Source organism: Marinobacter sp. M3C (genome assembly GCF_023311895.1).
Taxonomy (GTDB): domain Bacteria; phylum Pseudomonadota; class Gammaproteobacteria; order Pseudomonadales; family Oleiphilaceae; genus Marinobacter.
Map to the genome: position 1 here is coordinate 902,389 of NZ_CP092284.1, position 23,957 is coordinate 926,345.

Annotated in this window: 27 protein-coding genes; 3 read left to right on the plus strand and 24 right to left on the minus strand. The window is 54.8% G+C overall.

Annotation, left to right across the window (positions count from 1 at the left end; genetic code table 11):
* Window positions 1–22: 22 nt before the first annotated feature.
* From MIH18_RS04055 to MIH18_RS04165, 23 genes are read right to left on the minus strand one after another with little or no spacing between them, the layout of a single operon-like run.
* Window positions 23–1,198 carry a beta-ketoacyl synthase N-terminal-like domain-containing protein gene (locus MIH18_RS04055; protein WP_249013990.1) on the minus strand — a complete coding sequence of 392 codons (1,176 nt, stop codon included), beginning with the start codon at window positions 1,196–1,198 and terminating at the stop codon, window positions 23–25.
* A gap of 21 nt (window positions 1,199–1,219) precedes the next feature.
* On the minus strand, window positions 1,220–1,504 hold the full coding sequence (locus MIH18_RS04060; RefSeq protein ID WP_018403591.1) for a hypothetical protein: 285 nt from the start codon (window positions 1,502–1,504) through the stop codon (window positions 1,220–1,222).
* Between the two features lie 5 nt (window positions 1,505–1,509).
* Window positions 1,510–2,685 carry an ABC transporter permease gene (locus MIH18_RS04065; protein WP_249013991.1) on the minus strand — a complete coding sequence of 392 codons (1,176 nt, stop codon included), beginning with the start codon at window positions 2,683–2,685 and terminating at the stop codon, window positions 1,510–1,512.
* Between the two features lies 1 nt (window position 2,686).
* Window positions 2,687–3,439, minus strand: coding sequence for an ABC transporter ATP-binding protein (locus tag MIH18_RS04070; RefSeq protein WP_249013992.1), 753 nt, complete (start codon window positions 3,437–3,439; stop codon window positions 2,687–2,689).
* Window positions 3,440–3,480: 41 nt separating this feature from the next.
* On the minus strand, window positions 3,481–4,026 hold the full coding sequence (locus MIH18_RS04075; RefSeq protein WP_249013993.1) for an isoprenylcysteine carboxylmethyltransferase family protein: 546 nt from the start codon (window positions 4,024–4,026) through the stop codon (window positions 3,481–3,483).
* Window positions 4,027–4,060: 34 nt separating this feature from the next.
* Window positions 4,061–5,287, minus strand: coding sequence for a beta-ketoacyl-ACP synthase (locus MIH18_RS04080; protein ID WP_249013994.1), 1,227 nt, complete (start codon window positions 5,285–5,287; stop codon window positions 4,061–4,063).
* The gene (locus tag MIH18_RS04085; protein WP_249013995.1) at window positions 5,287–6,012 is read right to left on the minus strand and encodes a 3-ketoacyl-ACP reductase FabG2; all 726 of its coding nucleotides are present in this window, start codon (window positions 6,010–6,012) and stop codon (window positions 5,287–5,289) included. The genes MIH18_RS04080 and MIH18_RS04085 overlap by 1 nt, the downstream gene beginning before the upstream one ends.
* Window positions 6,009–6,488: a 3-hydroxylacyl-ACP dehydratase gene (locus MIH18_RS04090; RefSeq protein ID WP_249013996.1), complete on the minus strand. Its 480-nt coding sequence runs from the start codon at window positions 6,486–6,488 to the stop codon at window positions 6,009–6,011. The genes MIH18_RS04085 and MIH18_RS04090 overlap by 4 nt, the downstream gene beginning before the upstream one ends.
* A 12-nt stretch (window positions 6,489–6,500) precedes the next feature.
* Window positions 6,501–7,670, minus strand: a complete 1,170-nt coding sequence (locus MIH18_RS04095) for a beta-ketoacyl-ACP synthase (RefSeq protein WP_249013997.1) — start codon at window positions 7,668–7,670, stop codon at window positions 6,501–6,503.
* On the minus strand, window positions 7,667–8,302 hold the full coding sequence (locus MIH18_RS04100; RefSeq protein ID WP_249013998.1) for a DUF3261 domain-containing protein: 636 nt from the start codon (window positions 8,300–8,302) through the stop codon (window positions 7,667–7,669). Before MIH18_RS04100 ends, MIH18_RS04095 begins: the two co-directional genes overlap by 4 nt.
* Entirely contained in the window at window positions 8,295–9,530 is a 1,236-nt protein-coding gene (locus tag MIH18_RS04105) for an NAD(P)/FAD-dependent oxidoreductase (RefSeq protein ID WP_249013999.1), read from the minus strand. The genes MIH18_RS04100 and MIH18_RS04105 overlap by 8 nt, the downstream gene beginning before the upstream one ends.
* Complete coding sequence (locus tag MIH18_RS04110) at window positions 9,527–11,860, minus strand: MMPL family transporter (protein ID WP_249014000.1); 2,334 nt, start codon at window positions 11,858–11,860, stop codon at window positions 9,527–9,529. The genes MIH18_RS04105 and MIH18_RS04110 overlap by 4 nt, the downstream gene beginning before the upstream one ends.
* A 3-nt stretch (window positions 11,861–11,863) precedes the next feature.
* Window positions 11,864–12,472, minus strand: coding sequence for an outer membrane lipoprotein carrier protein LolA (locus MIH18_RS04115; protein WP_249014001.1), 609 nt, complete (start codon window positions 12,470–12,472; stop codon window positions 11,864–11,866).
* Entirely contained in the window at window positions 12,469–12,927 is a 459-nt protein-coding gene (locus MIH18_RS04120; RefSeq protein ID WP_349293796.1) for an acyl-CoA thioesterase, read from the minus strand. The genes MIH18_RS04115 and MIH18_RS04120 overlap by 4 nt, the downstream gene beginning before the upstream one ends.
* The gene (locus MIH18_RS04125; protein WP_249014002.1) at window positions 12,888–14,438 is read right to left on the minus strand and encodes an aromatic amino acid ammonia-lyase; all 1,551 of its coding nucleotides are present in this window, start codon (window positions 14,436–14,438) and stop codon (window positions 12,888–12,890) included. The genes MIH18_RS04120 and MIH18_RS04125 overlap by 40 nt, the downstream gene beginning before the upstream one ends.
* On the minus strand, window positions 14,435–15,406 hold the full coding sequence (locus MIH18_RS04130; RefSeq protein WP_249014003.1) for a glycosyl transferase: 972 nt from the start codon (window positions 15,404–15,406) through the stop codon (window positions 14,435–14,437). Before MIH18_RS04130 ends, MIH18_RS04125 begins: the two co-directional genes overlap by 4 nt.
* A complete protein-coding gene (locus MIH18_RS04135) occupies window positions 15,406–16,155 on the minus strand; it encodes a glycosyltransferase family 2 protein (RefSeq protein WP_249014004.1) in 750 nt (249 codons plus the stop codon). The genes MIH18_RS04130 and MIH18_RS04135 overlap by 1 nt, the downstream gene beginning before the upstream one ends.
* On the minus strand, window positions 16,155–17,930 hold the full coding sequence (locus tag MIH18_RS04140; protein ID WP_249014005.1) for an AMP-binding protein: 1,776 nt from the start codon (window positions 17,928–17,930) through the stop codon (window positions 16,155–16,157). The genes MIH18_RS04135 and MIH18_RS04140 overlap by 1 nt, the downstream gene beginning before the upstream one ends.
* Complete coding sequence (locus tag MIH18_RS04145) at window positions 17,923–18,474, minus strand: hypothetical protein (RefSeq protein WP_249014006.1); 552 nt, start codon at window positions 18,472–18,474, stop codon at window positions 17,923–17,925. Before MIH18_RS04145 ends, MIH18_RS04140 begins: the two co-directional genes overlap by 8 nt.
* A 15-nt stretch (window positions 18,475–18,489) precedes the next feature.
* Window positions 18,490–18,750, minus strand: a complete 261-nt coding sequence (locus MIH18_RS04150; protein WP_249014007.1) for an acyl carrier protein — start codon at window positions 18,748–18,750, stop codon at window positions 18,490–18,492.
* A gap of 2 nt (window positions 18,751–18,752) precedes the next feature.
* Window positions 18,753–19,025, minus strand: coding sequence for a phosphopantetheine-binding protein (locus tag MIH18_RS04155; protein ID WP_249014008.1), 273 nt, complete (start codon window positions 19,023–19,025; stop codon window positions 18,753–18,755).
* Window positions 19,018–19,797 carry a lysophospholipid acyltransferase family protein gene (locus MIH18_RS04160; protein ID WP_249014009.1) on the minus strand — a complete coding sequence of 260 codons (780 nt, stop codon included), beginning with the start codon at window positions 19,795–19,797 and terminating at the stop codon, window positions 19,018–19,020. The genes MIH18_RS04155 and MIH18_RS04160 overlap by 8 nt, the downstream gene beginning before the upstream one ends.
* The gene (locus tag MIH18_RS04165) at window positions 19,767–20,558 is read right to left on the minus strand and encodes a beta-ketoacyl synthase chain length factor (protein ID WP_249014010.1); all 792 of its coding nucleotides are present in this window, start codon (window positions 20,556–20,558) and stop codon (window positions 19,767–19,769) included. The genes MIH18_RS04160 and MIH18_RS04165 overlap by 31 nt, the downstream gene beginning before the upstream one ends.
* Before the next feature lie 255 nt (window positions 20,559–20,813).
* Between MIH18_RS04165 and MIH18_RS04170 the strand changes: the two genes are divergently transcribed.
* Together MIH18_RS04170 and MIH18_RS04175 are read left to right on the plus strand one after the other, a co-directional pair.
* Window positions 20,814–21,254 (plus strand): excinuclease ATPase subunit, encoded by a 441-nt coding sequence (locus MIH18_RS04170; RefSeq protein ID WP_249014011.1) that lies wholly within the window; start codon window positions 20,814–20,816, stop codon window positions 21,252–21,254.
* Window positions 21,244–21,987 carry a 4'-phosphopantetheinyl transferase superfamily protein gene (locus MIH18_RS04175; protein WP_249014012.1) on the plus strand — a complete coding sequence of 248 codons (744 nt, stop codon included), beginning with the start codon at window positions 21,244–21,246 and terminating at the stop codon, window positions 21,985–21,987. Before MIH18_RS04170 ends, MIH18_RS04175 begins: the two co-directional genes overlap by 11 nt.
* A gap of 27 nt (window positions 21,988–22,014) precedes the next feature.
* Here MIH18_RS04175 and MIH18_RS04180 read toward each other — a convergent pair whose 3' ends face one another.
* A complete protein-coding gene (locus tag MIH18_RS04180; RefSeq protein WP_249014013.1) occupies window positions 22,015–23,304 on the minus strand; it encodes a M18 family aminopeptidase in 1,290 nt (429 codons plus the stop codon).
* Window positions 23,305–23,383: 79 nt separating this feature from the next.
* On the opposite strand from MIH18_RS04180, the gene MIH18_RS04185 reads away from it, so the two are divergent.
* Window positions 23,384–23,908, plus strand: a complete 525-nt coding sequence (locus MIH18_RS04185) for a hypothetical protein (RefSeq protein WP_249014014.1) — start codon at window positions 23,384–23,386, stop codon at window positions 23,906–23,908.
* The last annotated feature ends 49 nt before the right edge of the window (window positions 23,909–23,957 follow it).

Genomic DNA, 23,957 nt, shown 5'->3' on the forward strand with positions numbered 1-23,957 from the left:
GGATTCGAATCCCGGGGTTAACTCAGACTTGATAGCGAATAATCAGGCTGGAGTTATTGCCCCCAAATCCGAAAAAATTCAGCAAATAATGACCAGGGCCCACCGCCAGCGGCTGTGACATCGGTACCACTCCCAGGACGGGGTCGGGCTCGGAAAACCCGGCACTGGCAGGCAGCCTGCCCTCTAGAAGCGCAGCAGCAACCAGCAGGGTTTCCATCACGCCACAACTGCCCAACGTATGCCCCAGCGCCGCTTTCAGAGAGAAAAACGGCGGTACGTTGTCAAAAGCGCGGCGCATACCGGCGGCTTCGCCAACGTCATTCAGAGGCGTAGCGGTACCATGAGCTTTGATCGCCTGAATATCGGAAGGTGCAATGCCGCTTCGGTCCAGCGCATCGGCCATCACCGCCGCAATGGTGCTGCCATCCGGGTTAGACGCGGAAATGCTGAAGGTATCGCAGTTACTGGCTCCCCCCTGAAGCAAAACACCTGGGTTATCGCTTTCACATTTTGACAACAGTATGGCTCCGCAGCCTTCACCCAGCACCAAACCATCACGCTGCCGATCAAATGGGCGCATGTTCTTCTGCGCCAGCAACTGCATGCCATGAAACCCAGCTAAAGTGGTATCGTTTCGGATTTCCAGGCCAACCACCAAGGCATGGTCACTGACCCCGGTGCGAATGGCTGCGGCGGCGCTGAGTATAGCGTTGGCAGTAGCCGTACAGGCGGTATTGAGCGCAAAGTCCGCACCGTGAAAGCTGAACTGCTGCTGCAGATACCGGCTGATCTGGCTGAAGCCGTCGAGGGGCAGCGGAATGGCAGTTTCAGGGTTGTCATGGTATTGCTGGCGATATCCTTCCTCGGCAATACCGATTCCCCAACAGGAAGAACCGATAAATACCGGAATAGTGGCGCGCTGCTCCAAGGTCAATGGATGCTCAGCCAATAGCTCACCAATCGCCTGATTCAACAACCAGTGCATGCGACCTTCTGCTGACTCCGGAGCACCTAGGACAGCTTGATAAGGAACCTCGATGGGCGCTTCGAAATGCGGCAGAGATAGCCGGCCCGGGACGGTGGCAATATCGTTGAACAACGCCGTGAGATTGCTGCGCTTGCCATTGCCCAGAGCACTGACAATACCACTGGCGACAATTCTGACGGGTGCTGTCGCTGATCGTTTTAGATCTTTCATTGAGAGTTCAATAACCCAGGGTCAGTCGGCAAGAATGAATTCCGCCAAGGTCGTTACCGAGGCCAATGCCATACGAGTTTCGTTACCACTGTCAATGTGTTTTTTGTAGCGGCGTTTCACTTCCAGAGAAATGCTCAGAGCGTCCAGCGAATCCAGATTCAGCCGGCTATCCGGTCCGATCAGGTATTCGTCGTCCTGAATATCGGAGGCTTCAATATCCACATCGCATTCCTCGACAATCAATTCCTTGAGCTCTGTTTTGAGTTTCGACGTATTCATACCATCACTAATGTTGTTGACTGACATGTGCGTTATCCCCGTTCCGGGGCAGCACGGCGGTAACGCCATATAGCAATACTCAGCATAAGCGCTGCAAACCCCAACAGGGCGCCCACTTCCGGCAGGACATCCACCACTGTGCCATTGCGTAATAGGATGTCAAAGAAACCATCGAGTCCCCAGGACATAGGCGAGTAACTGCCTATTTCTCGCATGGCATCAGGCATTAAAAACCTGGGGACCATTACGCCACCAAGTGCGGCCATAATAATGTTAAGGACACCAGAAACAATCGTGGCCTGCTCAATGGTACTCGCAATCTGCGCGACCAAAAGCGCATAACTGACCGCGGCCAGGCTAACGGCCACCGCAACCAATATCAGACCTTCGGGATTTTCACCCAAAGTCAGTTGATCACCACCCAATAGCGGGATCATATACAGACCGATCAGAAACAATACCGCCACCTGTAACAAGTTGACGATGAAAAACGGAATCACCTTACCGGCCAGCAGCTTTACCGGGCCAATACCCATGCTTTGCAGCCGCAGCAGAGTACCCTGTTGGCGCTCGTTGATCAGAGTAGTCGACAGTGGGACGGCAATAAAAAACATGGCAAATAGCAACCATGCGGGCACATTCTGCTGCACCGATGACGGCATAGCGCCACTGTCGTCATACAGGGAACGCGTTTGAACGAGATCCGAAGATTGTGCTTCCAGATTGCTTTGCACACCCGGCATGGTTGCCAGCCGATAACGCAGGTATAACCGGTTCAGCAGTTCTGTGACCCGGGCTTGTCCAACACTGGCAAATATCGGCGACGTTCCGGGCGAAAACAGAATTTCGACCGCCGGCTCGCGATCGACAAGCAACTGATCAAAACCGGGCTTCACACGGACCAAAAACTTCACTTTATCCGCCTGCGCCAGGGCCTGCATTTCCTCCCAGTCGCTCTGTGTCGGCAATCGCCGCAGTGGTTCCATAGTGGCCAGCTCGCGCTCAAAGGCGCGGCTGAGCCCACTGTCGTCCTCACTGAAAAGCAGGAAATCCAGTGTCACTTTTTTGTTCACGGCGTACTGATTTTGCAGAGCAAAGGTCATAATCAGCACAAATATAGCGGGCATAATGAACAGTAACAGCAGGCCATGGGGATCGCGGCACAGCAGCAGCAATTCCTTGCGGATCAGTGCGATCATAACGCCCATTTCAGTCCCTCAAGTCGCGAGTAGTGAGATCTAGAAACAGGGACTCGAGGCTGGATTTTCGACGATGTCCGGTTTGAGGCGCCTCGGCCAGCAACTTAACCAGGGCACCGCTGCGGAGTATCCGACCGTGGTCCATAATGGCCACACGATCACATAACTCTTCTACTTCTTCCATGTAATGGGAGGTGTAAATCACTGTGGTACCGGTAGCACCCAGGTGACGAATGGTTTCAAGAATAAAGTGCCGGGAGTGGGGGTCGATACCCACCGTTGGTTCATCCAATAACAGCAAGCGGGGTTGGTCCAGCAAGCCGATGGCCAGGTTCAGCCGTCGCTTAAGCCCTCCGGATAATTTGCCCGCGCGGCTGTCAAGCCTTTCCTTCAGCCCGGTTTGTGCGACCGCGTGCTGAATTCGCTGTTTGATTTTCTTCGCCGGCACGCCTTGAACACCGGCAAAAAAAGCCAAGTTTTCCCGCACGGTTAATGGCTGATAAAAGGCATACTCCTGCGGCACCAGGGAAACCCTAGAGGCAGCACGACCAGCCGGGGTAGACAAATCCTTGCCGTTAATGAAAACACACTGCTGCGGACACGGAATCAAGCCGGCCAGAAGCGACAACAACGTGGTCTTGCCGGCGCCGTTAGGGCCAAGCAGACCGAATAACGCATTGTCGGGCACATCAAGATCGATCCCCTTCAGCACCGGGCTTGCCGATGGTGTGTAACTGAATTCAAGCTGGCTAATAGCAATCACAGGTGGTTCCGGTCGGTTTCAGTACGCTGGCTTGCGTCTCGTTATACCAGAAAGGGGAGAAACAGCTTGCTGGAGCGGCGGTAGCGTTCATAGGCCTCATCGAAGAAGGCCAGATTTTCGCGCTCCTCCGTTCGCGCCGTCAAATAAAGCGCTAAAGTGACCAGGGTCACCACCAGCAGTCCATACCAGGAAAACTGTTTCAGGAAAATCCCCCAGGCAAGCAGCACCAACGAGGTATACATCGGATGCCGGATATACTGGTAGACTCCCGTTGTTACCAGATGGCTGGTATTTTCAAAACTAAAATTTTCCGGCAGTTGGCCGCTCTTCCGATGCCCTCCCCGCAGACGGAACTCCCGGACGCCTGCAACCACCATCCAGAGCGACAACAACATCAACACGCTAGACACCAACTGGTGGAAGGAAATGAGATTGTCGTGCCAGTAACCAATACGGTAAATCAGCAGCCAGGCAATACCAGCAAAGGCAAAAAACCGATAGAACCCGTGGCAACCCGGGTTCCTGAGCTGGTGCCGACAAAGCCAAGCCAGAACTGTGATCGAGCCGGCGAAGATTATTAAATGCATAAATCCACACCAGGCCCGGCCAGCTTGAACATCATTACGGCCACCGGCGGAAAATCAGCGATGTATTGATGCCACCGAACGCAAAGTTATTGCTCATCACGTACTCGCAGTTAATCTCACGCGGCTCGTTAACAATGTAATCGAGATCCGCACACTCCGGATCCACCTTGTTTAAATTGTTGGTGTGGTGAAAACGGTTGCGGTTCATCATTTCCAGTGCCACCCAGGACTCCAGAGCACCACAAGCGCCCAGAGTGTGCCCGGTGTAACTCTTCAGGGCGCTGATAGGTGCACGGTTTCCAAAAATGTCATGGGTGGCATGGCTCTCGGCAATATCACCACGGTCGGTGGCGGTTCCATGGGCACTCACATAACCAATCGCGCTGGCATCAAGGTCAGCGTCTTCCAGCGAGAGCTCCATCACCTGGCGCATCGTTTCGCGGGTTGGCTGGGTGATGTGAGTACCATCGGAATTGGTGCCAAAACCGACAATCTCACCATATATAGTGGCGCCACGGGCCCGAGCATGCTCCAGCTCTTCGAGAACCAGCGTGCAGGCGCCTTCACCGATCACCAGGCCATCCCGCTCGGCATCAAAAGGTCTTGGCGTTGACTGCGGTGAATCGTTAACCGTACTTGTGGCATACAGTGTATCGAATACCGCCGCTTCAGTCGGGCACAACTCTTCAGCCCCTCCGGCCAGCATCATGGTCTGGCGACCGAACCGAATGGCTTCGTAGGCGTAGCCAATGCCTTGGCTGCCAGATGTGCAGGCACTGGATGTTGTAATAACCCGCCCTTTAAGCCCGAAAAACACCCCAATATTGACCGGCGCCGTATGAGACATCATGCGGACATAAGACGTAGCAGTGATCCCATCTACCACTTCGTCGATCAGCATAGTGGCGAATTCTGTAACCGCATTTGTGGACCCTGTAGATGAGCCGTAGGCGACACCCATTCTGCCATCGCGGATACTCTCGTCGTCCAGCAGGCCGGCATCATCCAGTGCCAGTTCGGAAGCCCGGGTTGCCATCAGCGCCACCCGTCCCATACCACGTACTGCCCGGCGAGAATAATGTGCCGGCTTTTTGAAATCAGTCACCGGCGCGCCCAGGAGGGTATTCAGGCCGGTAAAACGTTTCCAGTCTGTCATGGTCCGGATACCATTGCGCCCGGCTTCCAGATTGTCGGACACCGTTTGCCAATCGCTACCGATCGGCGAAATTCCGGCCATTCCGGTAATCACAACTCGCTTCATCAGCAGATACCTCCGTTGACCGAAATAACCTGTCGGGTGATATAACCCGCATCCTCCGACATTAGAAAGCTGATGGTAGCCGCCACTTCCTCCGGCTTGCCGAGACGCTGGCAGGGGATCATTTTCAATGCTTCCTCGACAGGAACTCCTTCGATCATGTCCGTTTCAATCAGCCCCGGAGCGACGCAGTTCACCGTTATCTTGCGCTTCGCCAGCTCCACTGCCAACGCCTTGGTCGCACCGATGATCCCAGCCTTGGCCGCACTGTAATTAACCTGCCCGCGATTGCCATTAATCCCGGACACGGACGACAGGGTAATGATCCGGCCAGGCTTGCGCCGGCGAATCATGGGCATAACCAGAGGGCTCAGCACGTTATAAAAACCATCTAAATTTGTGCGCAGCACCAGATCCCAGTCTTCACCGGAAATGGCGGGGAAAGCGTTATCACGGGCAACACCGGCATTGCAGACAACACCGTAATAGGCACCGTGCTCTTCGACATCGTCCAACAGAACACGGGACACTTGGTCCCGGTCAGTAATATCAAACTGAAGAATTCGGGCGTTTTGCCCCATCGCTTCAATTTCCTGCTGAACGTCCTGTGCCCGGCCAGCTTCCCTGCGACAATGGAGAACGACATCATATCCGTCCCGCGCCAGTCGCAACGCGCACGCACGGCCAATACCTCGACTGGAGCCGGTGACCAATACTGTTTGTGTCATACACATGCTCCAAAAACGTCCATTAAATCAACCGGCTGAAACACATTTAGCCGGGTGGTGACCGTAAAACTCTGACCATCTGGCTGCTCGCATGTCAGCTCGCAGTCAAAGACACCGAGCCCGTTTTCACCCATTACCACTTCACTGACAACAACCGTAAGAGTACTGCCCACCGGAAATGCTGGCCGCTCCGCCTCATATTTGCGCGTACTAACCAAAAACCCCACCTTTACAGGTTCGTTCTGACGTATCGCGCGAGTCCCGGCCAAGGCGGCAACAGACTGAGCCATGTACTCGATGCCAACCCATGACGGCATCCAGCCCCCACTCATGAACAGGTTGTCTTCTGTCAGTGTAGAGCTGGCTTTCAGCCAGGTTTTGTCATAGTCAACCACTTGGTCCAGCAGGCTCATTCCGCCACGATGGCGCACCAACTCGTCCACGTTATAATGCGGTCTTTGGTTCGTTGTCGTCACGATCTCAGCACCTCAGTTCGCGGCACTGAACACCAGTGCGATGTTATTGCCACCAAAGGCAAACGAGTTGCTCAGCGCATGCTTGGGCGCCGCGGGAAGCGTCTGGCCTGGCGTCACCAACTCCAAAGCCGGCAACTGTTCATCTTTTTTACCATCCCACCAATGCACCGGTAAATGACCATCACCGACCAGCGTGAGCCAGCAGAAAGCCGCTTCCAATGCTCCGGCCGCGCCCAGAGTGTGGCCGGTCAGCGGCTTGGTGGAGCTGCACGGTGGTGACGTTTCAAATATTTGGCTGACTGCCAGGCTTTCCATGCTGTCATTCTGGGGCGTGGCGGTACCATGCAGGTTGATATAGCCAATCTGTTCAGGCTTCAGTCCCGCGTCTTCCAACGCAGTCTTGATGGCATTGCGGGCACCGATCCCTTCCGGATGTGGCGCCGAAATATGATGGGCATCGGAACATTCGCCCACCCCGGACAGGATGACCGGCCCGGGCTCATGAGACATCACGAAAATACTCGCTGCTTCGCCGATGTTGATACCGTCACGGTTGCGACTCATAGGATTACAGGTCGTTCCACTGACGGAGTTCAAGGCGTCGAAGCCGTTGACCGTGAGCCGACAAAGACTGTCCACACCGCCACAGATAACGGCGTCACAAACGCCGGCTTTGAGCAATCGCCGGGCGCTGGCCAGTGCCTTGGCACTGGAAGAGCAGGCGGTGGATATGGTAGTTGCCGGCCCTGATAGGCCAAGATGACGAGCCAGAAACTGTGCCGGCGCGCCGATTTCTTGCATAGAGTAGTGATACCAGGACGGCAAACCCTCGGGCCGCTCTTCAGAGAATGCGTTCTCGGCATCGCCAATGCCGGAGGTGCTAGTGCCCAAAACCACGCCGATACGATGGCGCGCATGATTTTGCAAAACCCGGTCCAGCTCAGGCTGCACCTGTTCTACAGCTTGCAGCAGCAGACGATTATTACGGCTGGAATGCTGCCCTTTAATTATCGGCAGTTCGACCAAAATCACGCCCAGCGGCAAGGCACGACCCGGCGTATAAGCTTCGGTGACGGTCAAATGTGTCGGCTGCGCGGCCATCAGTGCTTCGACCACCTCGTCTGTTGTGGCTCCAAGAGCACAGACGACACCCGGTTTATGTAGGTAAACGGGGCTAGTCATTGCCCCGTCTCTTGCCTATTACCCGACCCGGACGGAGCCGCAAGATCCTTTACTTTCAGGGTTTCGACAGTCATCACCAATCCCATCCGTGGCTGGTTTATTATCAGTTTCGATCCTGCCTTGAGAGCATGAAAATCGGGGGCGCAGCTTACCATTACCAGCAATTCATCTTCAAGATAAAGCGCCCGCTGTGTACCCTTCTGCACAAAGACCCACGGCAAACCATAAGCCTCTTGCAATGCCGCTTTTGGCCAATAGGCCAACTGTAACTGGATCATCAGCCAACGAGCGGGAATGTCCCGGTCCACCTGCTCGCTTTGCCAGATGCTGACCTTGCCATCTTCATGCACAATATCCAGCAGGCGCTGACCGGTCAGGGTGAAGCCGGTCATCCTGGTCTGTTCGGGGGTGAAGCTGACCACTACCATCATGTGGTGGCGCCGATCTTCCAAGGTTAGGGTCATGCGTTGGTTCATCTGCACGGCCATATCACCGCTCCCCGGCTCCAACAACGGCGGCACCGGGGGCAAGGGGCGAACCCCCAGCATATTACAGCCTGCCAGGGTTATTATCGCCAAGGCCAGTAACACGCCTCTGATCACAGCTATCGCCAGCCATCTGCGTTCACGCACGACACAACTCGGCCAGTGTCGCTAGCCGGCGGCGACTTTCGCTAACATACGGGTTTTTGGTATCCCAGGCATAACCGGCCAGAATGGATGAAATCATTCGTTTGACCGGGTCGGAGGGATTCTCTGCGAAAACCACGTCCTGGAAAGCGCCTTCGTACCAGGCATCCACGTAAGTGCGGAAGGTATCAACGCCGCTCATCAGTGGCTCGGCATAATCCGCCTGCCAGTCGACGGTTTCTCCGCTGAACTGACGATGCAGGGCCTGTGCTGCCAGACTGGCGGATTTCATCGCGATGGTGACCCCCGAGGAGAACACCGGATCAAGGAATTCGGCGGCATTGCCCAGCAGTGCGTAGTTAGTGCCCCACAACTGTTTAACGTTGCAGGAATAACCCTGTATCGGCCTGACTGGCATGTCCCATTCAGCATTGGCCAAAAGGGCAGAAAGGTTCGGATCTTCACCGACAATTTCCTGCAACACGTCCAACGGTTCCCCATCCCTGCTTTCGATGAACTCAGGTTTTGCCACCACACCCACAGAGCAGCGACCATTGGCAAAAGGAATAAGCCAAAACCAGACATCGCGCCACTTCGGGTGCACAGTGATGAGGATCTTGTCGCGATCATGGCCGGGATGGTCGATCTTGTCTTCAACGTGAGTGAAGAGCGACATTCTTACCGGAAACTCGGAGGGCGTCTCCAGGTCCAGGAGGCGCGACAACACACGGCCAAAACCACTAGCATCCAGCACGTATTTGCCCCGAGCCTCATACTCCTGGCCGTCATCAGTGCACACTCTTAGCCATGGACGCTCACCACTGAAGTCGACCGCCGTAATTTCATGACCATAGCGAATTTCGGCGCCTTTTTTCTCTGCTTCTTGGGCCAGCAGGTGATCAAAATGTGCGCGCTGGACCTGAAAGGTGGTTCCCCGGCCCGGGGAGAATTTTTCGCAAAAATTGAAGGAAGTGTTTTTACCATTGTAATGAAAAGCAGCACCGTTCTTGTGCTGGAAGTCGGCATCCTGAATGACCTCTGTCATACCGGCTTCCTCTAGAAACTCCATGCACTGAGGCAGCAGGCTCTCACCAATGGAAAAGCGGGGGAAGTGCTGTTTTTCCAGGATCGTTACCTGGTATCCGTGCTTGCGTAACAGCGCTGCCGCAACAGCCCCCGAGGGGCCCGCACCGATGATAATGATGTCGCTTTCCAAATCCTTTGTATTCAACTCTGTGTTCTCCTCTGAAGTACAAACGCGATCAGCCACGCCAATCCGATTCCCGGCAGTACCGTCATGCCAAAGTGGTGTAGAACAGGTGTTTCACTCAGCGCAAGCAAACCGAACGCCAATAGCGAGGTAATCGCAGACAGGGTAACCGCCTCCCATGCAGGCAGCTCGCCGTTACTTTCGCGCACAAAAATTCCGATATCCAGTCCGATACCCAGAATCAGCAGTGCCGCCAGCAAATTGAAAAGGTTCAGCGGCTGGCCGAATACTGCCAGCAATCCCAGGGTCATAACGGTTGCCAGAGCCGGCGGCAGAATCACCCGCCACCAGTGCCGACCATAGCGCATAATCAACACCAGCATCACCAGGCTATAGGCGAGCGCCATCCACAGACTGACGGTTACCCGGTAACCGCCGAGTAAAGCGGAGGTCCGGCCCACACGATCGACAAAGCGAACGCCCTCAAGCCCGCTTGCTAACGCCGCCAGCTTGTCATACACACTGGCATTTGCCGCACCGCCAATGGTAATCAACGATGCTGACGGCGACTCCAACAGATCCGGCTCCAGCCACAAGGCAGTCAGCAGATCGGCGACAGGTGTTTTTTGCAGGTCATCTGGCACCAGCCAACCCGGATGGTAACTGGAAAACTGCTGCTCGCTCCGGGTTGCCAGCCGCGATGGCATGCCCAACGACTCGAACAACTGCTTCGGCAGCCCAGTTTCATAAACGCCGGATTGCACAAGCTGCCGGTTCTTCTGTTGCTGCTGAATTGATGGCACGAACCCGGAAACCGACTGATAGGCCTGAAGCTGCCCATCGGAAACCAGACGATCCAAGGCTACCCTGGCCCGCTCCTCTCTTTGCAGAACCTGCTGAACGGATTCACCTTCGACCAGCAGGAAGCGGGCGCTTCCAGGATTTTGGCTTAGCCGCTGTACCTTTTGCTCTTGGGCAACCAAAGCAGCAGGAGACGACTGCAACGCCCCAAGGCTGTCGTCAAAATGTATGATCGGCAGGCCCGCCAGCGCAACGAGTACCAGTGCAACTAACAACATTGCCAGCGGAGCACGAAATCGGGCCAGCACCTGCAGCCATTGCCCCAGCTGCCCTGCCGTTTCACTAACCGGAAGCCAAGGGCGAGCCAAAGGAAACCAGAGTACAACGGTTATCCAGGCACCAATCAGGCCGGCGGCGGAAAACAGCGCAATCTGTTGTAAACCGGGAAACGGCGTGAGGGCCTGGGCACCGTAGGCCAGACAGCTGGAAACCAATCCCAGGGTAATACCTGGAAGAATGCGCACGATACCTTCGGTGCGGCTGTAACGGACATGGCACAGGTAATGAAACGCATAATCCACCGATACGCCGACCAGGCTGGCGCCAAACGCCAGCGTAACCAGGTGCACCTGGCCGAAAATCATTAATGAGACAGACAGCGCCACCAGCAACCCTGTCCCGATGCTGATCACAGGCAACCATAAATAATAGAGGGAGCGAAATTGCCAGAGCAATAACACAACGATGGCAGCCAAGGAGCCAACACCAATAGTAGACAGCTCTCCCTTGGCCTGCTCGGCACCTGCAGCGGCGTGAAAAACCAACCCGGAACGCAGAAATTCGTTCGAAGCCTTATTTTCGTGAACCAGCTCCCCAGCGGCCTGAATCGCATCCAGCAACGGCTTATGAGTAGCTTGAGCGAACGGATCGCCAGCAAAGGACGCCGTGACAACCCGGTAGTGTCGATCACCGTCACGGGCATAAAGACCCTGTTCATCCACCGCAAAACCGGCTGTAGGGGTAAGGTTTTCCAACCATATGCCCAGCAGATTGAGCGGGTCATCTATGATAGAGGCCGAGCGCGGACGACCGATGGGGCTGACCAGCTCTCGGGCTGCACCGGAAACCAACGCCAGGCCTTGCCCGCTTGCCAGCTTTTCAGCAATATTTTTGGGCAGCAGTTGGTATCGGTAAGGTTCATAGACGGTTGTCATTTGCGACAACCAGCTGACCCTGGCCCGGACCGTTACCGAAGTAAACGCCCCGGAGTCTGACAGGCTGCTGGCAACTTGATCGGCCAGCACTTGCAATTTATCCCTGTCGGCATTCGCTCCACCAACCAGCAGCAACACCCGGTTAGCCACAAAGCTATTCATCCGGTTCATGGCACGCTCAACCAACGGTTCCTGTTGGTCCTGGGGCAGTAATGCCAGAATGCTAGTATCGAAAGTGTTTGAAGACAGGCGCGGCAAGAGCTGCATCATCAGCAGAAACAATACCAGCGCCCACAGCAACGCCGGCCAACGATAGGAACGACAACGAGCAATCACGGGTTACCTGGTTTTGACATCATTCAGCTGGATACGGGTCCGATCGCCATTGCTCTCGCTCAGAATCAAAACCTCCAAGTATTCCGAGCCCTGCAACTCGATGGTGTTCAGATAGGACTTTAACAGCTCATCTTTGGGTTCCAACTCTAAACGCCAGGGCGATGCTTCCTGCATCGATCGGATGGTGAAACGTTTCTCCAGCGCGTCCCAATCGCCTCCGAAGATCGCGAAAAAGACATCACTGATTGCTCGGGTCATGGGCTGTTCGTCTACATTCATGCGCATGACTTCTTCGCCATCCTGCCGTTCCACAATCTCGCTCGGGGTAATTCTCAGGTTGGTAGACACCGGCTTACGGATACTCCAGCGCAGTCCTTCATCGGGGACAAAACTGAAATGACCGCTGGAGTCCAGAGTGGTATCCAGATCCGCAATATACTTGCGTTGCTCAAATTTGCCTTCAAGAAAGGCGATACTGGCTTGGTCGCCAAGCCGATTTTCCAAAGCCGATGCGTCCTCAGCATCAGGCTCGGAAGCCCACACAGCAGACATTATAAAGATCACAGACGCGAGAATCACCACAAATTGCCCGACCAATGACCGCAACTTCATGAAGCACCCCCTTCAATACGAGCCACCTTGTCGAGCAAGATCTGCGGCGATGCGAAACACATTTCACCGTCTGACATCCTGACTGCAACCTGAACCGTGTGGCCACGGGTCAATCTTTTGCCGGATTGGGCATCAGTAATGATGTAATCAATTTTTAGCCGGTGCTCCCACTCCTTCAGCACCGCTCTCACATTCAAAATTTGATTGTAACTGGCCGGTTTGGCGTAGCGCAGGTGCATATCTATCACAGGCCAGGCATAACCCGAATCGCGCATGCGCAAGTGGTCATAATCCAGCTTATCCAACAGTTCACAACGGGCAATCTCGAAGTATTTGACGTAATGGCCATGCCAAGCAATTTCCATAATATCGATGTCATGAAACGGAATTTTTACCTGTGCGTCAGCATAAATCATCAGAGATTTTCCTCTCGATTTTCCGGATATAGCAGCCATTCCCGGTTCTGGATTCGGGCGATAAGGGCACGAAGCTCCTGATCCAGGGCCCGGTCCTCAGTCAGCTTCGTACTAGTCTGACGTACCGACTCCAGAGTATTCCGCAATTCGCCACCGATTCCGTCCCATGACAGATCACCCTTTCCAATACGCAGCTCCAGCCCCTGACACACCGAAAAAAGTGCGGCGGCGGTCACCTGCTCGGTCAGCTGCAATATCCGCAGACAATCGCGGGCTGCAATAGTCCCCATGCTGACTTTGTCCTGGTTATGGCATTCGGTAGAACGGGAAAATACGCTGGCCGGCATGGTCAGTTTCAGTGCTTCCGCCGTCCACGCCGAAGCACCAATCTGGACAGCCTTAAGGCCATGGTTGATAGCCGCTCGCTGGCCGGTAGCACCGGACAGGTTGGCCGGCAGACCATGATTGAACTTCACATCCATCATCTGTGCCATTTGCCGATCCAGCAAGTCGGCAATATTGGCCACCGCGGTTTTCAGTGAATCCATGGCCGCTGCGATATGACCACCGTAGAAATGACCCCCGTGGAGAACGTGTTCACCTTCGGCGTCGATGATCGGATTGTCGTTGGCGCTATTAAGTTCGTTCTCGATGAACTGGCGCAGCCAGGGCAGAGAGTCTTCAAGTACCCCGATAACATGTGGCGCACAACGCAACGAGTAACGATCCTGCAGTCGGTTAGGGTTACGTGGCAGTTCGCCGGCGTGCAGATCCTCGCGCAGTCTGGCGGCAATTCGCTGCTGACCGACGTGAGGTTTGACGGAAAACAGCACTTCGTCGTAGTGATGAGCATTGCCATCCAACACCAGCGAGGCCATGGCGGTAATACGGGTGGCCAGTCGCGACAGATATTCCGCCCGTTCGAAAGCCAGGCAAGCAAGCCCGGTCATCACTGCGGTACCGTTCATGATCGCCAGGCCTTCCTTAGGTCTAAGGCGCAGTGGCGTAATGCCTTGCTCAGCAAAAACATCCGCAGTTGCCCGGCGCTCGCCTTGCCAGTACACATCGCGCTCACCACACAGCACCGCCGCAACGTAAGACAACGGCGTTAGATCACCACTGGCACCGACCGACCCTTCTGAAGGAATAACCGGTACTATATCTTTCTGTAACAACAGCACCAGCTGTTCCAGCAGTTCAAAAGTCACGCCGGAATAGCCGAAGGTCAGCGAATTCAGCCTGGTAGCCACCGTGGCTCTGGCCTGAACCGGACTAAGCATTTCACCCAGCCCGCAACCGTGAAAGGTAAACAGATGATGAGGCAGTTCCGCCACCAAATCATCGGGAATCATGGTGGTGCAGGAATCACCGTATCCGGTGGTTACGCCGTAAATCGCACCATCTTCTTTCAGCAACTGTTCCAGAAAGGCACTACCCTTGCGGATGCCAGCCACGAACGCCGAGTCTTGGCTGAGCATGACGCCTTTTTCACCGCGGGCAATGGCGGTAATGTCTTCAATGGTTATCGGTTTTTCGTCGAAAGTGATCATTGGTCAGCGCTTTTCTCACTGTGGGAATTGGTACTCTGGCGGTACCAGAACGAATAAAAATTGAACCATTGCAACGGTGCTTTTTCGCAGTAATCGGCCAGTAAATCAGCCCAACGCTGCAAGGTTTGCTGCAACGCCATCTCTCGTTCACGTCTCGGAAGAACGATACGATCTGCAAAATAGTCCAGGTACAGGTCATAAAAGGGTTTGCCTTCACCTTCCCGGCGCAGGCAGAAAATCGTCAGTACCGGGCACCGAAGAATGGCCGCCAGAATAAACGGACCCTGGGGCATGTGACACAGTTCTCCCAAAAAAGACACCTCACTGACATTGCCCTGGCCAGACGCCGGCGAGCGATCACCGGCAACTACTAAAAACTCCCCCGCCTCGATTTTCTGCTGCAAAACGATGGCCGTGGCCGGGCTGATACTGGAAACCTGAATAACGTTCACATGCGCCTCGCTGTTGGCACGGGTCAGCATTTCGTTGAAACGTATGGCATGAGCGGTGTGCATCAGCACATTGAACGTTACATTGGTGTTGCGCTTCGCAAGCGCCCGGCAAATTTCCAGATTGCCCAGATGGGAGCCCACCATCACACAGCCCTTGCCTTGTTGCACCAGATTGTCGAACACCTCATGGTTATGGAATTCGAGCGCATCAAGTGTGATATCACCCTGCCAGACCGCCAGTTTATCAAGCATGCTTTCGCCAAAGTTCATGAAATGACGATAACTTTGGAGTAGTAATGACTGGCGAGATTGCAGGCGGCCTTGCCCCCGCATATGCCACAGATACTCTAGCGATGCCTCTCGAGCCGACTTTCGGAACAGGAAATAGTACAGAATGACCGGGTACAGACACACCCGAAACGGCAGGCGCCCGAGCAATTGATAAACCGCAAATAAAAAGCGAATTCCACTGACCGCGCCAGCCTCTGCAATGTTGGACCAGTGCTTATCTTTCACTATGGCGCTCTCCTTGCAGGGCCACGGCGCAAGAGCAATCGCGGCAAGCGCCAAAGCATTCCGAAAAACAGCCGGGTATGCATTTTAGTAATCAGCCAATTATCCTCAAAACCCCGGAAGTGAGAAATACCATCCTGAGGGTAGCGCACCTGGGTCTTCGTCTGCACAACTCGGCCACCTTGCCAGAACCATTTGACCAGCACTTCGGTATCGTAATCCATGCGGTTGCCAAGGTACTGGCTGCGTATCAACTGGCATACCCGCTTGACCGGGTACACACGAAAACCACACATGGAATCGCGAATTTCCAACGACAGGGTGTTGATCCACACCCATACATGGGTCAGGTAGCGGGCGTAGTAACGCAAAAGAGGCACGCTGTCGTCGTATTCAGGCATACCAGAAATAAGCGCGTCAGGATGTTTTCCAGATAAGGATATCAGCCATGGAATCTCCGCCGGGTTATGCTGGCCATCGGCATCAATCTGAAGGGCATGACAGAATCCGAGTACTTCAGCCCACAACAATCCGGCTTTGACCGCCGCTCCCTTGCCGCAATTTTCCGGCAACCGCTTCAGGTAGACCTGCGGGTCTGCTTCGGCCAGCGTCTTCATTATTTCGGCGCAGTCAGGTTCGCTACCATCGTCTACCAGTATTACCGGAAGGCCCAATTGGCGAACGTCGCGAACAGTCTGGGCAATAGTGCCCGGCTGGTTATACACCGGAACAACGGCGCACAAATCAGACATCAAGCGGGCTCCTGCGACGCATCAAACACCATCCGTCCGGAGGAAAACGCGATATCGCCGTCATAGAGACGGAACACGATTCGGCTGTGTTCGGGTTGCAGGGAGATTTCCATAGAAACTTCCCGGCCCGGTCGAATCAGTTCCTGAAATTTCACCACCTCCATCCGGGAGAACGCATGTCTATTTGCCAATCGCTCACCAAACATCGCTCGGGCGTAATGCTCAACCCAATGAACCTGCACCACGCCAGGTAGTACCGGAATTTCATCAAAATGCCCGCGAAAGTATACCAACTCAGGTGATAGGCCAAGGCGTAGTAATGCCGTGTTGGCGTCTAATAACTCGCGCTTCAACACAATTGGCCAGCGATTGCTGACGCAATCATCAGAATCGAAACGCTTTTGCTCAGCATCCTCGAAAAGTGCCGTCAGATGTTGTTGTGGAACCTTACCCTGAGCATTGCGGGGTAGTGCGTCTACCAGTCGCCAACGACGCGGCAATACCGGGGTTTCGAAATGGCCGGCAAGCCATTGGCGCAGATTTTTGGTGACGGCACGCTTGCCTTCGACTTGAAACCATTGCCGACCGGCCTCACTCAATACCGCCACTACCGCGGTCTCAGTGCGCTGGCCGCTGAGTGCTACCACCCGCACTTCTTCAACATGCGGATGCTCAGCCAGCCGGGACTCCATGCTCGTCAGGGAAACCCGCTTGCCTTCAATCTTGGCAATCCGGTCCAGCCGGCCAAGCAGGCAGAATCGATGAGGACCGTAAACCTCGGCTTGGTCGCCCGTCATAACCCAGTCATCGCTACCCAGTAAGGGCGATTGCAACAACAAGGCCCCGGTTTCTGGCTGAGTGGACACTTTGACACCATCCAGGGTCGTCCATACCTCATCTTTCATCTGCTGGCGCCAGGCAATGCCGCCCGTTTCAGAGCTGCCGAAGATTTCCGTCACCAGCACACCAAAATAGTCACTGCCAAAGGCGCTGTGTTCACGCGCCAACGGTGCTGTAGATGAGACAACTAGAGTCCAATTGCCCGCAGCGGTTTCGCCGAGCTGATGTGGCCAGCGCGCAAGATGGGTCGGTGTTGTGACCAGTACTGCGGATGGCACTTGCTCCGCACGGGCCAGAACTTCTTCTGCATAATGGCAAATTTCAGCCACGAAGGGGCGACGACCAATAAGCGGCCACAGCACCCGCCACAACAAGCCGTAAATATGTTGATGACTGACCGTGCCGATAACCGTGGACCGGCCAACCAATGCACCCCAGCGGCTTTCGTGCATGAGCACTTCATTACCTAGTTGGGCCAGACTTGTGGACACCGCCTTCGGCGCGCCGGTAGTGCCCGACGTGAGCACAATCACAGCCAGGTGAGCAGAATCCAACGGTGGAAATGTCGGAGCGATTCCCGCAGGGTCCACAGCAGGAACCCGGATGAGCGGAAGACCGACGTCGTCATCAAAGTCACCGGCAAGAGCGCCAACTCGCTCTTGCAGTTGCATCATGGTTGCCGGCAATCGATCTCCTACTAGCAGCGCCGTTTTACCAGCATACCAAAGCCCGAACAGTGCAGCGGCAAACTCGCAGGCGTCTTCTACAAACACAGCAACAATCTCTGTTGCCTGCTGCTCGGCGACCCTCTGCCAAGCAGCTACTCGACACGCAAAGGCCTGCCTGGTCACCACGGTATTATCCCGCAGAGCAACGACCGCATGCGGTTCACCAGGGGTACTGAGAACATGAATCAGGGATGTTGATTCAGTCATCGTGTTGACTCCGGTAATACTGACGGAAAAGCCATTCGCCAGCGAACAGAGAGCCCATCAACAGGTAACTTATAAAGCCGTTATAAAGAGTCCAGATACCGTCTCCGTGATAGACCGTGCCGGTGGCGATTACGCCATTGACCACAAAAAAACCACACCAGATTTTCGTGACCTTGCGCGTGTAAGCAACACCCGAAGGTGGCAAGTCAGGCTCCTTGAGCCGGGCAAGCTGCTCAATGACGGTGGGAGGAAACAGCAGGCTCCAGACGAAGACGCTTAGCAGACCGACACTAACCAGTACCGGGTAGAACTTAACACCGATGGCAGACTGCTGCCCCCAAGACCAAGCGGTTAGCAGCACACAGCCGAGCAACCACCACCAACCACTATGCCGCCCCCTGATCGCGCGATACCCGTGCAGGAGCCCGATGGGCAACAACAGCCATATCGTTGCCCCCGTACCGCTATGCTGCAGCGTGAAGTAGACTGCTACCGGATATCCTACCGACAGCAGGCCAATACCAATCCGTGACGGCCATTCCATAGATTCGGATTTATCTCACTTCTGCAGCAGTTGATCGACGGCGTTCACCACATCCTGCACCGTGCGGACTGCTTTAAAAGCCTCGGGCTGGATTTTTTTGCCCGTCCACTGCTTGAGCTCGACGACCAGATCGATGGCATCAATGCTGTCGATATCCAGGTCTTCATACAAATTCGACTCGGGTGTGATGTCTTCTCGTTCCAGTTCAAACAGGTCAACCAACACCCCAGCAATGTGATCGAAAATCTCTGCCTGACTTTTAGCTACTTCTGTCATCCTCAGATTTCCCCTCGGGCGCTTTCATGGCTGGCGACCAGTTCTGCCAGATTGTTGATGCTGGCGAAATGCTTGCGGGTTTTCTCAGAGTCCGCTGCGAGCTTGATATTGTAACGTTTTTGCAGGGCCAAACCCAGCTCCAGCGCATCGATAGAATCCAGGCCCAGACCGTCTAAAAACAGTGGCTCCGAAGAGTCAATATCATCAACCGTGATGTCTTCCAGCTCCAGTGCATCAATAACGAGCTTTTTAAGCTCAATTTTCAGCTCATTCATGGTGAGCAGTCTCCCTGGTAAAATAATCTTTAATGGTGACGGTCAATTGCCGCGACATCACGGAGGGTTTCCCCTTTAGAAAAGGTGAAATATCCAGCTCATCGCCTACCTGAAACTTCATATGAAACCGGCGTTCTGGCACCCGGTACCACGGGGTGTTCTTGGTCAGGGTCAGTGGCGCGCACTCTATGGTCACTGGCCGGAGATTCTGCCCAGTTCTTATCGCAATATTGGCAGCCCCTCTTTGCAACTCGATTTTCTGGCTGGGCGTGGTGCGCGTGCCTTCCGGAAACACAATCAGGCTGTTGCCTCGGGCAAAGGACTCCCCAGCTGCCTTGATTACCGCATCTGGATCATCGTTCGCGATATAACGGGCGGCTTTCACCGGTCCGCGAGTAAATGGATTTCGCAGCAGACTGCTTTTGACCACACAGTCGGCCCTAGGCATAAATGAAATCAGGAACACCACATCAATCAGCGTGGGGTGATTTGCTATCACTAATTGTCCAGGGCGGTCGAGCCGCTCCAGATGATGGAATTCGACAGTGAGCACCCCCAATTTTGCCATCATACCCGTGAACAACCGGAAACATCGGTGAATGAGATACTTTACCAAGCGTTCCCTGCGGGGCCCATCCACAATTAACAGCGACGCCGGCATAACAATCAGGGTGAGCACCAGGCCACCCACGCCAAAGATCAGAAAGGAGAAGCCGGTGGCCAGCTGCCGCCACAAACGATTCAGCACTTTAATGACGACACTAGATCGCATTTTCGCCATTGCCAGAAACGTCGATCCGCGATCAGATCCAGAGCCACACAGTCATCCCGCAGCAAAAACCGCAGAAACCGATCGCCATAAGCGCAAGCCTCCGGTTCAGTCTGGCCGGCACCTTCAGGCAGCTGTGCCAACGAAAATTCCAGCGGAATACCGGTGCCCATATCTGCCAGCCCTACGCGAACCGCAAGCGCCTGAACGTCGCCGGGCGCCTGATCAAAACCGTCCAGCGGGGATGGCAGCGGATCGTCATAGAAAACACACAAAACCTCACCACCCTTTTCCGGACTGCTCCGCAACTGGATATAGGCTTCCAGTAACGCCGCGCAGAGAGTGTCGGGCCCTGCCGAGATCGCCGTCACCGGAGAAAACACCTTGTTGGCGATGGAGTGAATGCCGCCAATGGCGTTGTGGACCGACAGGCTGAACGATGCTGGCGACAGCGGCGCTTGCACTGCCAGGTCACGCAGCAGCTTGATGGTACGCCCTACTTCCCCGTGCCGGGAGGCAAACACTGTGGCCATCGGCTCGGGGCGCTGCTCGCCCAGCAACTGCCCGGCGGCCCATAAAGCCGCCTTCCCCATCGGGCTAAGGCGACGGCGCAACATGGCGTTAACCCAGGGAAGGTCCGGCTTGTGGCTCGCTTCCGGATTACCATCGGCGTCGCCACCGGCCCACGCCAGCCACTCTTCACGCTTCATTCGCGATGAGGAAAACGCCGCCCAGTCACTGATCGTTATCTGAAAACTTTCCATACCGAAAGAAATTCCGTGGAAGGCCCGATCCGCTGGCAACGCCTCTCAGCAAGCAACGGGAACTGGTATTTTTATGAAATTTTGGCAACCATCACGTGCCGGTCGCGATTCTATCCTTACAACCACAGGGCCGCAACAAGGCAAGCCAGTACGTGACAATTTGTTACATTTGGTCAAAATGACGCAAATTTGGTACCATAAACTACACATGTGCTAATGGATTCGACCCGCTTGTCTATATTAAGGATAATAATAGTGAAGCTCCCAGTTCTAGCTGCCGCCATTCTGACTCTTACCTTCTCATCCACTGCCCTGAGCCGTGACACCAAGCACCTGCTCTCTCTTGAGGAGGCAATGAACACGCCTGACGCTCAGCAAAAGCTGGACGACTCAATCACGTTCTATTTTGCGGATGAAGGACATCCGCAGGTCACACAGAGAATTCCGGGCGTAGTGACCAACCGGAAAACCAACGCCTTCATGAAATCCGATGAAGACGCCTGCAGCTGGGTATTCCTATCTGCCATGATTGCCTTGCAGGAGCGGGCTCAACGGGAAGGCGCTGACGCCGTGGTCAACATCACTTCCTTTTATGACCGCCAGGAAATGTCCAGCCGGGAAGAATACGAATGCCATGCAGGTGGCATAATGGCTGGAGTTGCCCTTAAGGGAGACGTCGTTAAGTTTGCCGATTGAACCGATCCCGCCAACGACAAGGGTGTTTCTGTGCCATACAGACGCCCGTACGTCGCTCCCGAATGACAGCGCCTCACGACACCTATTAGGTGCCAGTGAGCACGAACGCCTCAACCGATATCAAGGCAAACGCTACCACGAGTTCCTGCAAACTCGCCTGCTTTTACGACATGCTTTGAGCTCGACATTGCCCGGAACCGTGCCACCGACCCGCTGGCAGATCACTGAACGCTCGGAGCAAGCGCCACTTGTTCACCAAGCCGTTGAAGCCGGTTGGCACTACTCGGTGGCTCATAGTCGCGGCATGATTGCTATTGTCATCAGCAACTATGGCCCCTGCGGCATTGACTTGGAATATCAACGCCAGCGGGTCAACATCGCAGAACTCGCCGGCGAGTGGTTTCACCCAAGCGAAACCGAGCTTTTGGCGACAATGGCAGATCATGAACGGACTGTCGCTTTCTATCGACTCTGGACTATGAAAGAAGCCCTGATCAAGGCAAAAGGCTCGTCGATTTTCTCTGGCATTCTCGCCCGCGCGCACTTCGTGCCGTGCAACCCGACGGACGAGAGAGAAGACCTCTACGCCTTCAGCTTGGAACTACCAAAAGCGCCTTTCAGTCTTTCTATTGTCTGCCGCTACCCACCGGCTTACGTTACTCAAGGCTACCCGCTGACAACGGCTGAAAAAATTATCCCCGCCGTCACCCGTTACATCATCCACCAGAGCTAACGCACTGGATCAAGCAACTTCTGGCCTTCAAAAAACTTGGGGGCTTTGGTAGAAGCCGGTTAATACTTTGAACAGCGTGTAGGCGTCGTCGGCACCAATCATCTCGCGAATGGAATGCATACCAAGCTGGGGCACGCCAATATCCAGCGTGGTCACACCCAGATTTGCGGCCGTCAGCGGCCCTATGGTGCTGCCACAACCCATATCGCTGCGCACCACAAAGGTCTGGTGGGGCAAGCCTAACTGGTCACTCAGATGACGATACACCGCCGCCGAGCGGCTGTTGGTCGCATAACGCTGGTTATGATTTACTTTGATGACCGGGCCGGCGTTTAGCAGCGGGCCGTGGTTCTCGTCGTGTTTGTCCATAAAATTCGGATGGATGCCGTGGGCGTTGTCCGCCGAAATCATCATTGAATGGGCAATCGCACGGCTTTTTCCTGCGCCACACCAGCGTTCCAGCACTGAGCTTAAAAAAGGCCCCTGGGCACCTTCAGCGGACATACTGCCCACTTCTTCGTGGTCGTTGCACACTAGCAACGCCGGCTGTTCACCGGTTGCTTCAAGCAACGCTTGCAAGCCGATGTAACAGCTCAACAAATTATCCAGCCGCGCTGAAGCAATAAAGTGATCGCGCAGGCCTACAAAGCCTGCTGGCTGCACATCGTAAAAGCTCAGCTCGTAACCCAGAATGCGCTCTGCGGTAACGCCCTGCTCGGCTTTCAGCTGAGTAATCAGCAGGCTGGCAAAATCGATGGTGTCGTCTTCAGGCACCTGCATCAGCACCGGCGGCAAATCGGTTTGCGGGTTCACCGTGCGGTTGCTGTTGGCTTCGCGGTCCAGATGAATGGCCAGGCTGGGTATAAACGCCACCGGCTTGCAGAAGTTGATCAGCGCATCTTGCACTTGCCCGTTGCCGTCAACGTAAGTGACTCGCCCGGCTAGGGAAAGATCGCGGTCAAACCACGGATTCAACAAGGCACCGCCGTAAACTTCAACGCCCAGCTGCAAGAAACCTTTGCGACGGAGTACCGGATTGGGCTTTACTTTTAGGCACGGGCTGTCAGTGTGAGCGCCAACCATGCGCACGCCGGCTTTGGTGGTGTCAGTATTGCCGGTACGAAAGGCCACAATCGACGAGCCGTTGCGGATGGCGTAATAACCGGTGCCGGCTTGCAGTGACCAGTCGTCTTTTTCATCCAGCGAATGAAAGCCCGCGCTGTCCAGCTGTTTTTTCATGGTAGCGACAGCGTGCCAGGGCGTTGGTGACTGGTTCAGAAACGAAAGTAGATCGTTGTTGAAATCAATGTGTTCCATGGTGTCCTTAATTCTATAATAATGGCGCCAACACTATGTTATGCAGCCCCAGATACTCAATCTTACAGGAGCCCAGCCCTTGGCCAAACCGTGTTTTCTCGATATTGAATACTATCAGGATGACGACACCCTATTCCCCACTGCCATGGCCTGGTCGCTGGTGGATGGCACCATGAAAACCGTGATGATTGCGCCGGAAGACGACTGGCTGCCGGAGGACGGCGACACCGGCGATATCGACCTGCATTACCTTGAAGAACAGGGCGTGCCGCTGATAGAACTGACCCGCGAATTGCACCAGGACTTACCCGACCAGACGGTTTACGTAGACGGGCTGGATCCGGACGAGATTCTGATTGACCGGATTTTCACGGCTATCGGCCAAGATGCGCCTTTTGAAGTCGCACCGATCACCGACCTGATCACCGGTGTAGATAGCGAAACCCTGGAAGACCAACGCCGCGCCCTGCTGATTGAAGAAGGTCTGGAACCGCAGCTGCCCGAAAACGGCGTGTATGCGCTGCTAATGTTGGCCCAGCACTACGGCGTACTGGGCGACGACGAATTCACCGAAGAAACAGATTCCGAAGAGACAGATTCATAGGGGACGGATTTGAAATCCGTCCCCTATCCTCAATCTTTCCCTGTCCTGG

What these genes read in the sequence shown, in the direction of transcription:
- MIH18_RS04055 (WP_249013990.1), bottom strand. Translation starts at nt 1,198, where the DNA reads ATGAAAGATCTAAAACGATCAGCGACAGCACCCGTCAGAATTGTCGCC.
- MIH18_RS04060 (WP_018403591.1), bottom strand. Translation starts at nt 1,504, where the DNA reads ATGTCAGTCAACAACATTAGTGATGGTATGAATACGTCGAAACTCAAA.
- MIH18_RS04065 (WP_249013991.1), bottom strand. Translation starts at nt 2,685, where the DNA reads ATGGGCGTTATGATCGCACTGATCCGCAAGGAATTGCTGCTGCTGTGC.
- MIH18_RS04075 (WP_249013993.1), bottom strand. Translation starts at nt 4,026, where the DNA reads ATGCATTTAATAATCTTCGCCGGCTCGATCACAGTTCTGGCTTGGCTT.
- MIH18_RS04080 (WP_249013994.1), bottom strand. Translation starts at nt 5,287, where the DNA reads ATGAAGCGAGTTGTGATTACCGGAATGGCCGGAATTTCGCCGATCGGT.
- MIH18_RS04085 (WP_249013995.1), bottom strand. Translation starts at nt 6,012, where the DNA reads ATGACACAAACAGTATTGGTCACCGGCTCCAGTCGAGGTATTGGCCGT.
- MIH18_RS04095 (WP_249013997.1), bottom strand. Translation starts at nt 7,670, where the DNA reads ATGACTAGCCCCGTTTACCTACATAAACCGGGTGTCGTCTGTGCTCTT.
- MIH18_RS04115 (WP_249014001.1), bottom strand. Translation starts at nt 12,472, where the DNA reads ATGAAGTTGCGGTCATTGGTCGGGCAATTTGTGGTGATTCTCGCGTCT.
- MIH18_RS04120 (WP_349293796.1), bottom strand. Translation starts at nt 12,927, where the DNA reads ATGGCTGCTATATCCGGAAAATCGAGAGGAAAATCTCTGATGATTTAT.
- MIH18_RS04125 (WP_249014002.1), bottom strand. Translation starts at nt 14,438, where the DNA reads ATGATCACTTTCGACGAAAAACCGATAACCATTGAAGACATTACCGCC.
- MIH18_RS04135 (WP_249014004.1), bottom strand. Translation starts at nt 16,155, where the DNA reads ATGTCTGATTTGTGCGCCGTTGTTCCGGTGTATAACCAGCCGGGCACT.
- MIH18_RS04140 (WP_249014005.1), bottom strand. Translation starts at nt 17,930, where the DNA reads ATGACTGAATCAACATCCCTGATTCATGTTCTCAGTACCCCTGGTGAA.
- MIH18_RS04145 (WP_249014006.1), bottom strand. Translation starts at nt 18,474, where the DNA reads ATGGAATGGCCGTCACGGATTGGTATTGGCCTGCTGTCGGTAGGATAT.
- MIH18_RS04150 (WP_249014007.1), bottom strand. Translation starts at nt 18,750, where the DNA reads ATGACAGAAGTAGCTAAAAGTCAGGCAGAGATTTTCGATCACATTGCT.
- MIH18_RS04155 (WP_249014008.1), bottom strand. Translation starts at nt 19,025, where the DNA reads ATGAATGAGCTGAAAATTGAGCTTAAAAAGCTCGTTATTGATGCACTG.
- MIH18_RS04160 (WP_249014009.1), bottom strand. Translation starts at nt 19,797, where the DNA reads ATGCGATCTAGTGTCGTCATTAAAGTGCTGAATCGTTTGTGGCGGCAG.
- MIH18_RS04165 (WP_249014010.1), bottom strand. Translation starts at nt 20,558, where the DNA reads ATGGAAAGTTTTCAGATAACGATCAGTGACTGGGCGGCGTTTTCCTCA.
- MIH18_RS04180 (WP_249014013.1), bottom strand. Translation starts at nt 23,304, where the DNA reads ATGGAACACATTGATTTCAACAACGATCTACTTTCGTTTCTGAACCAG.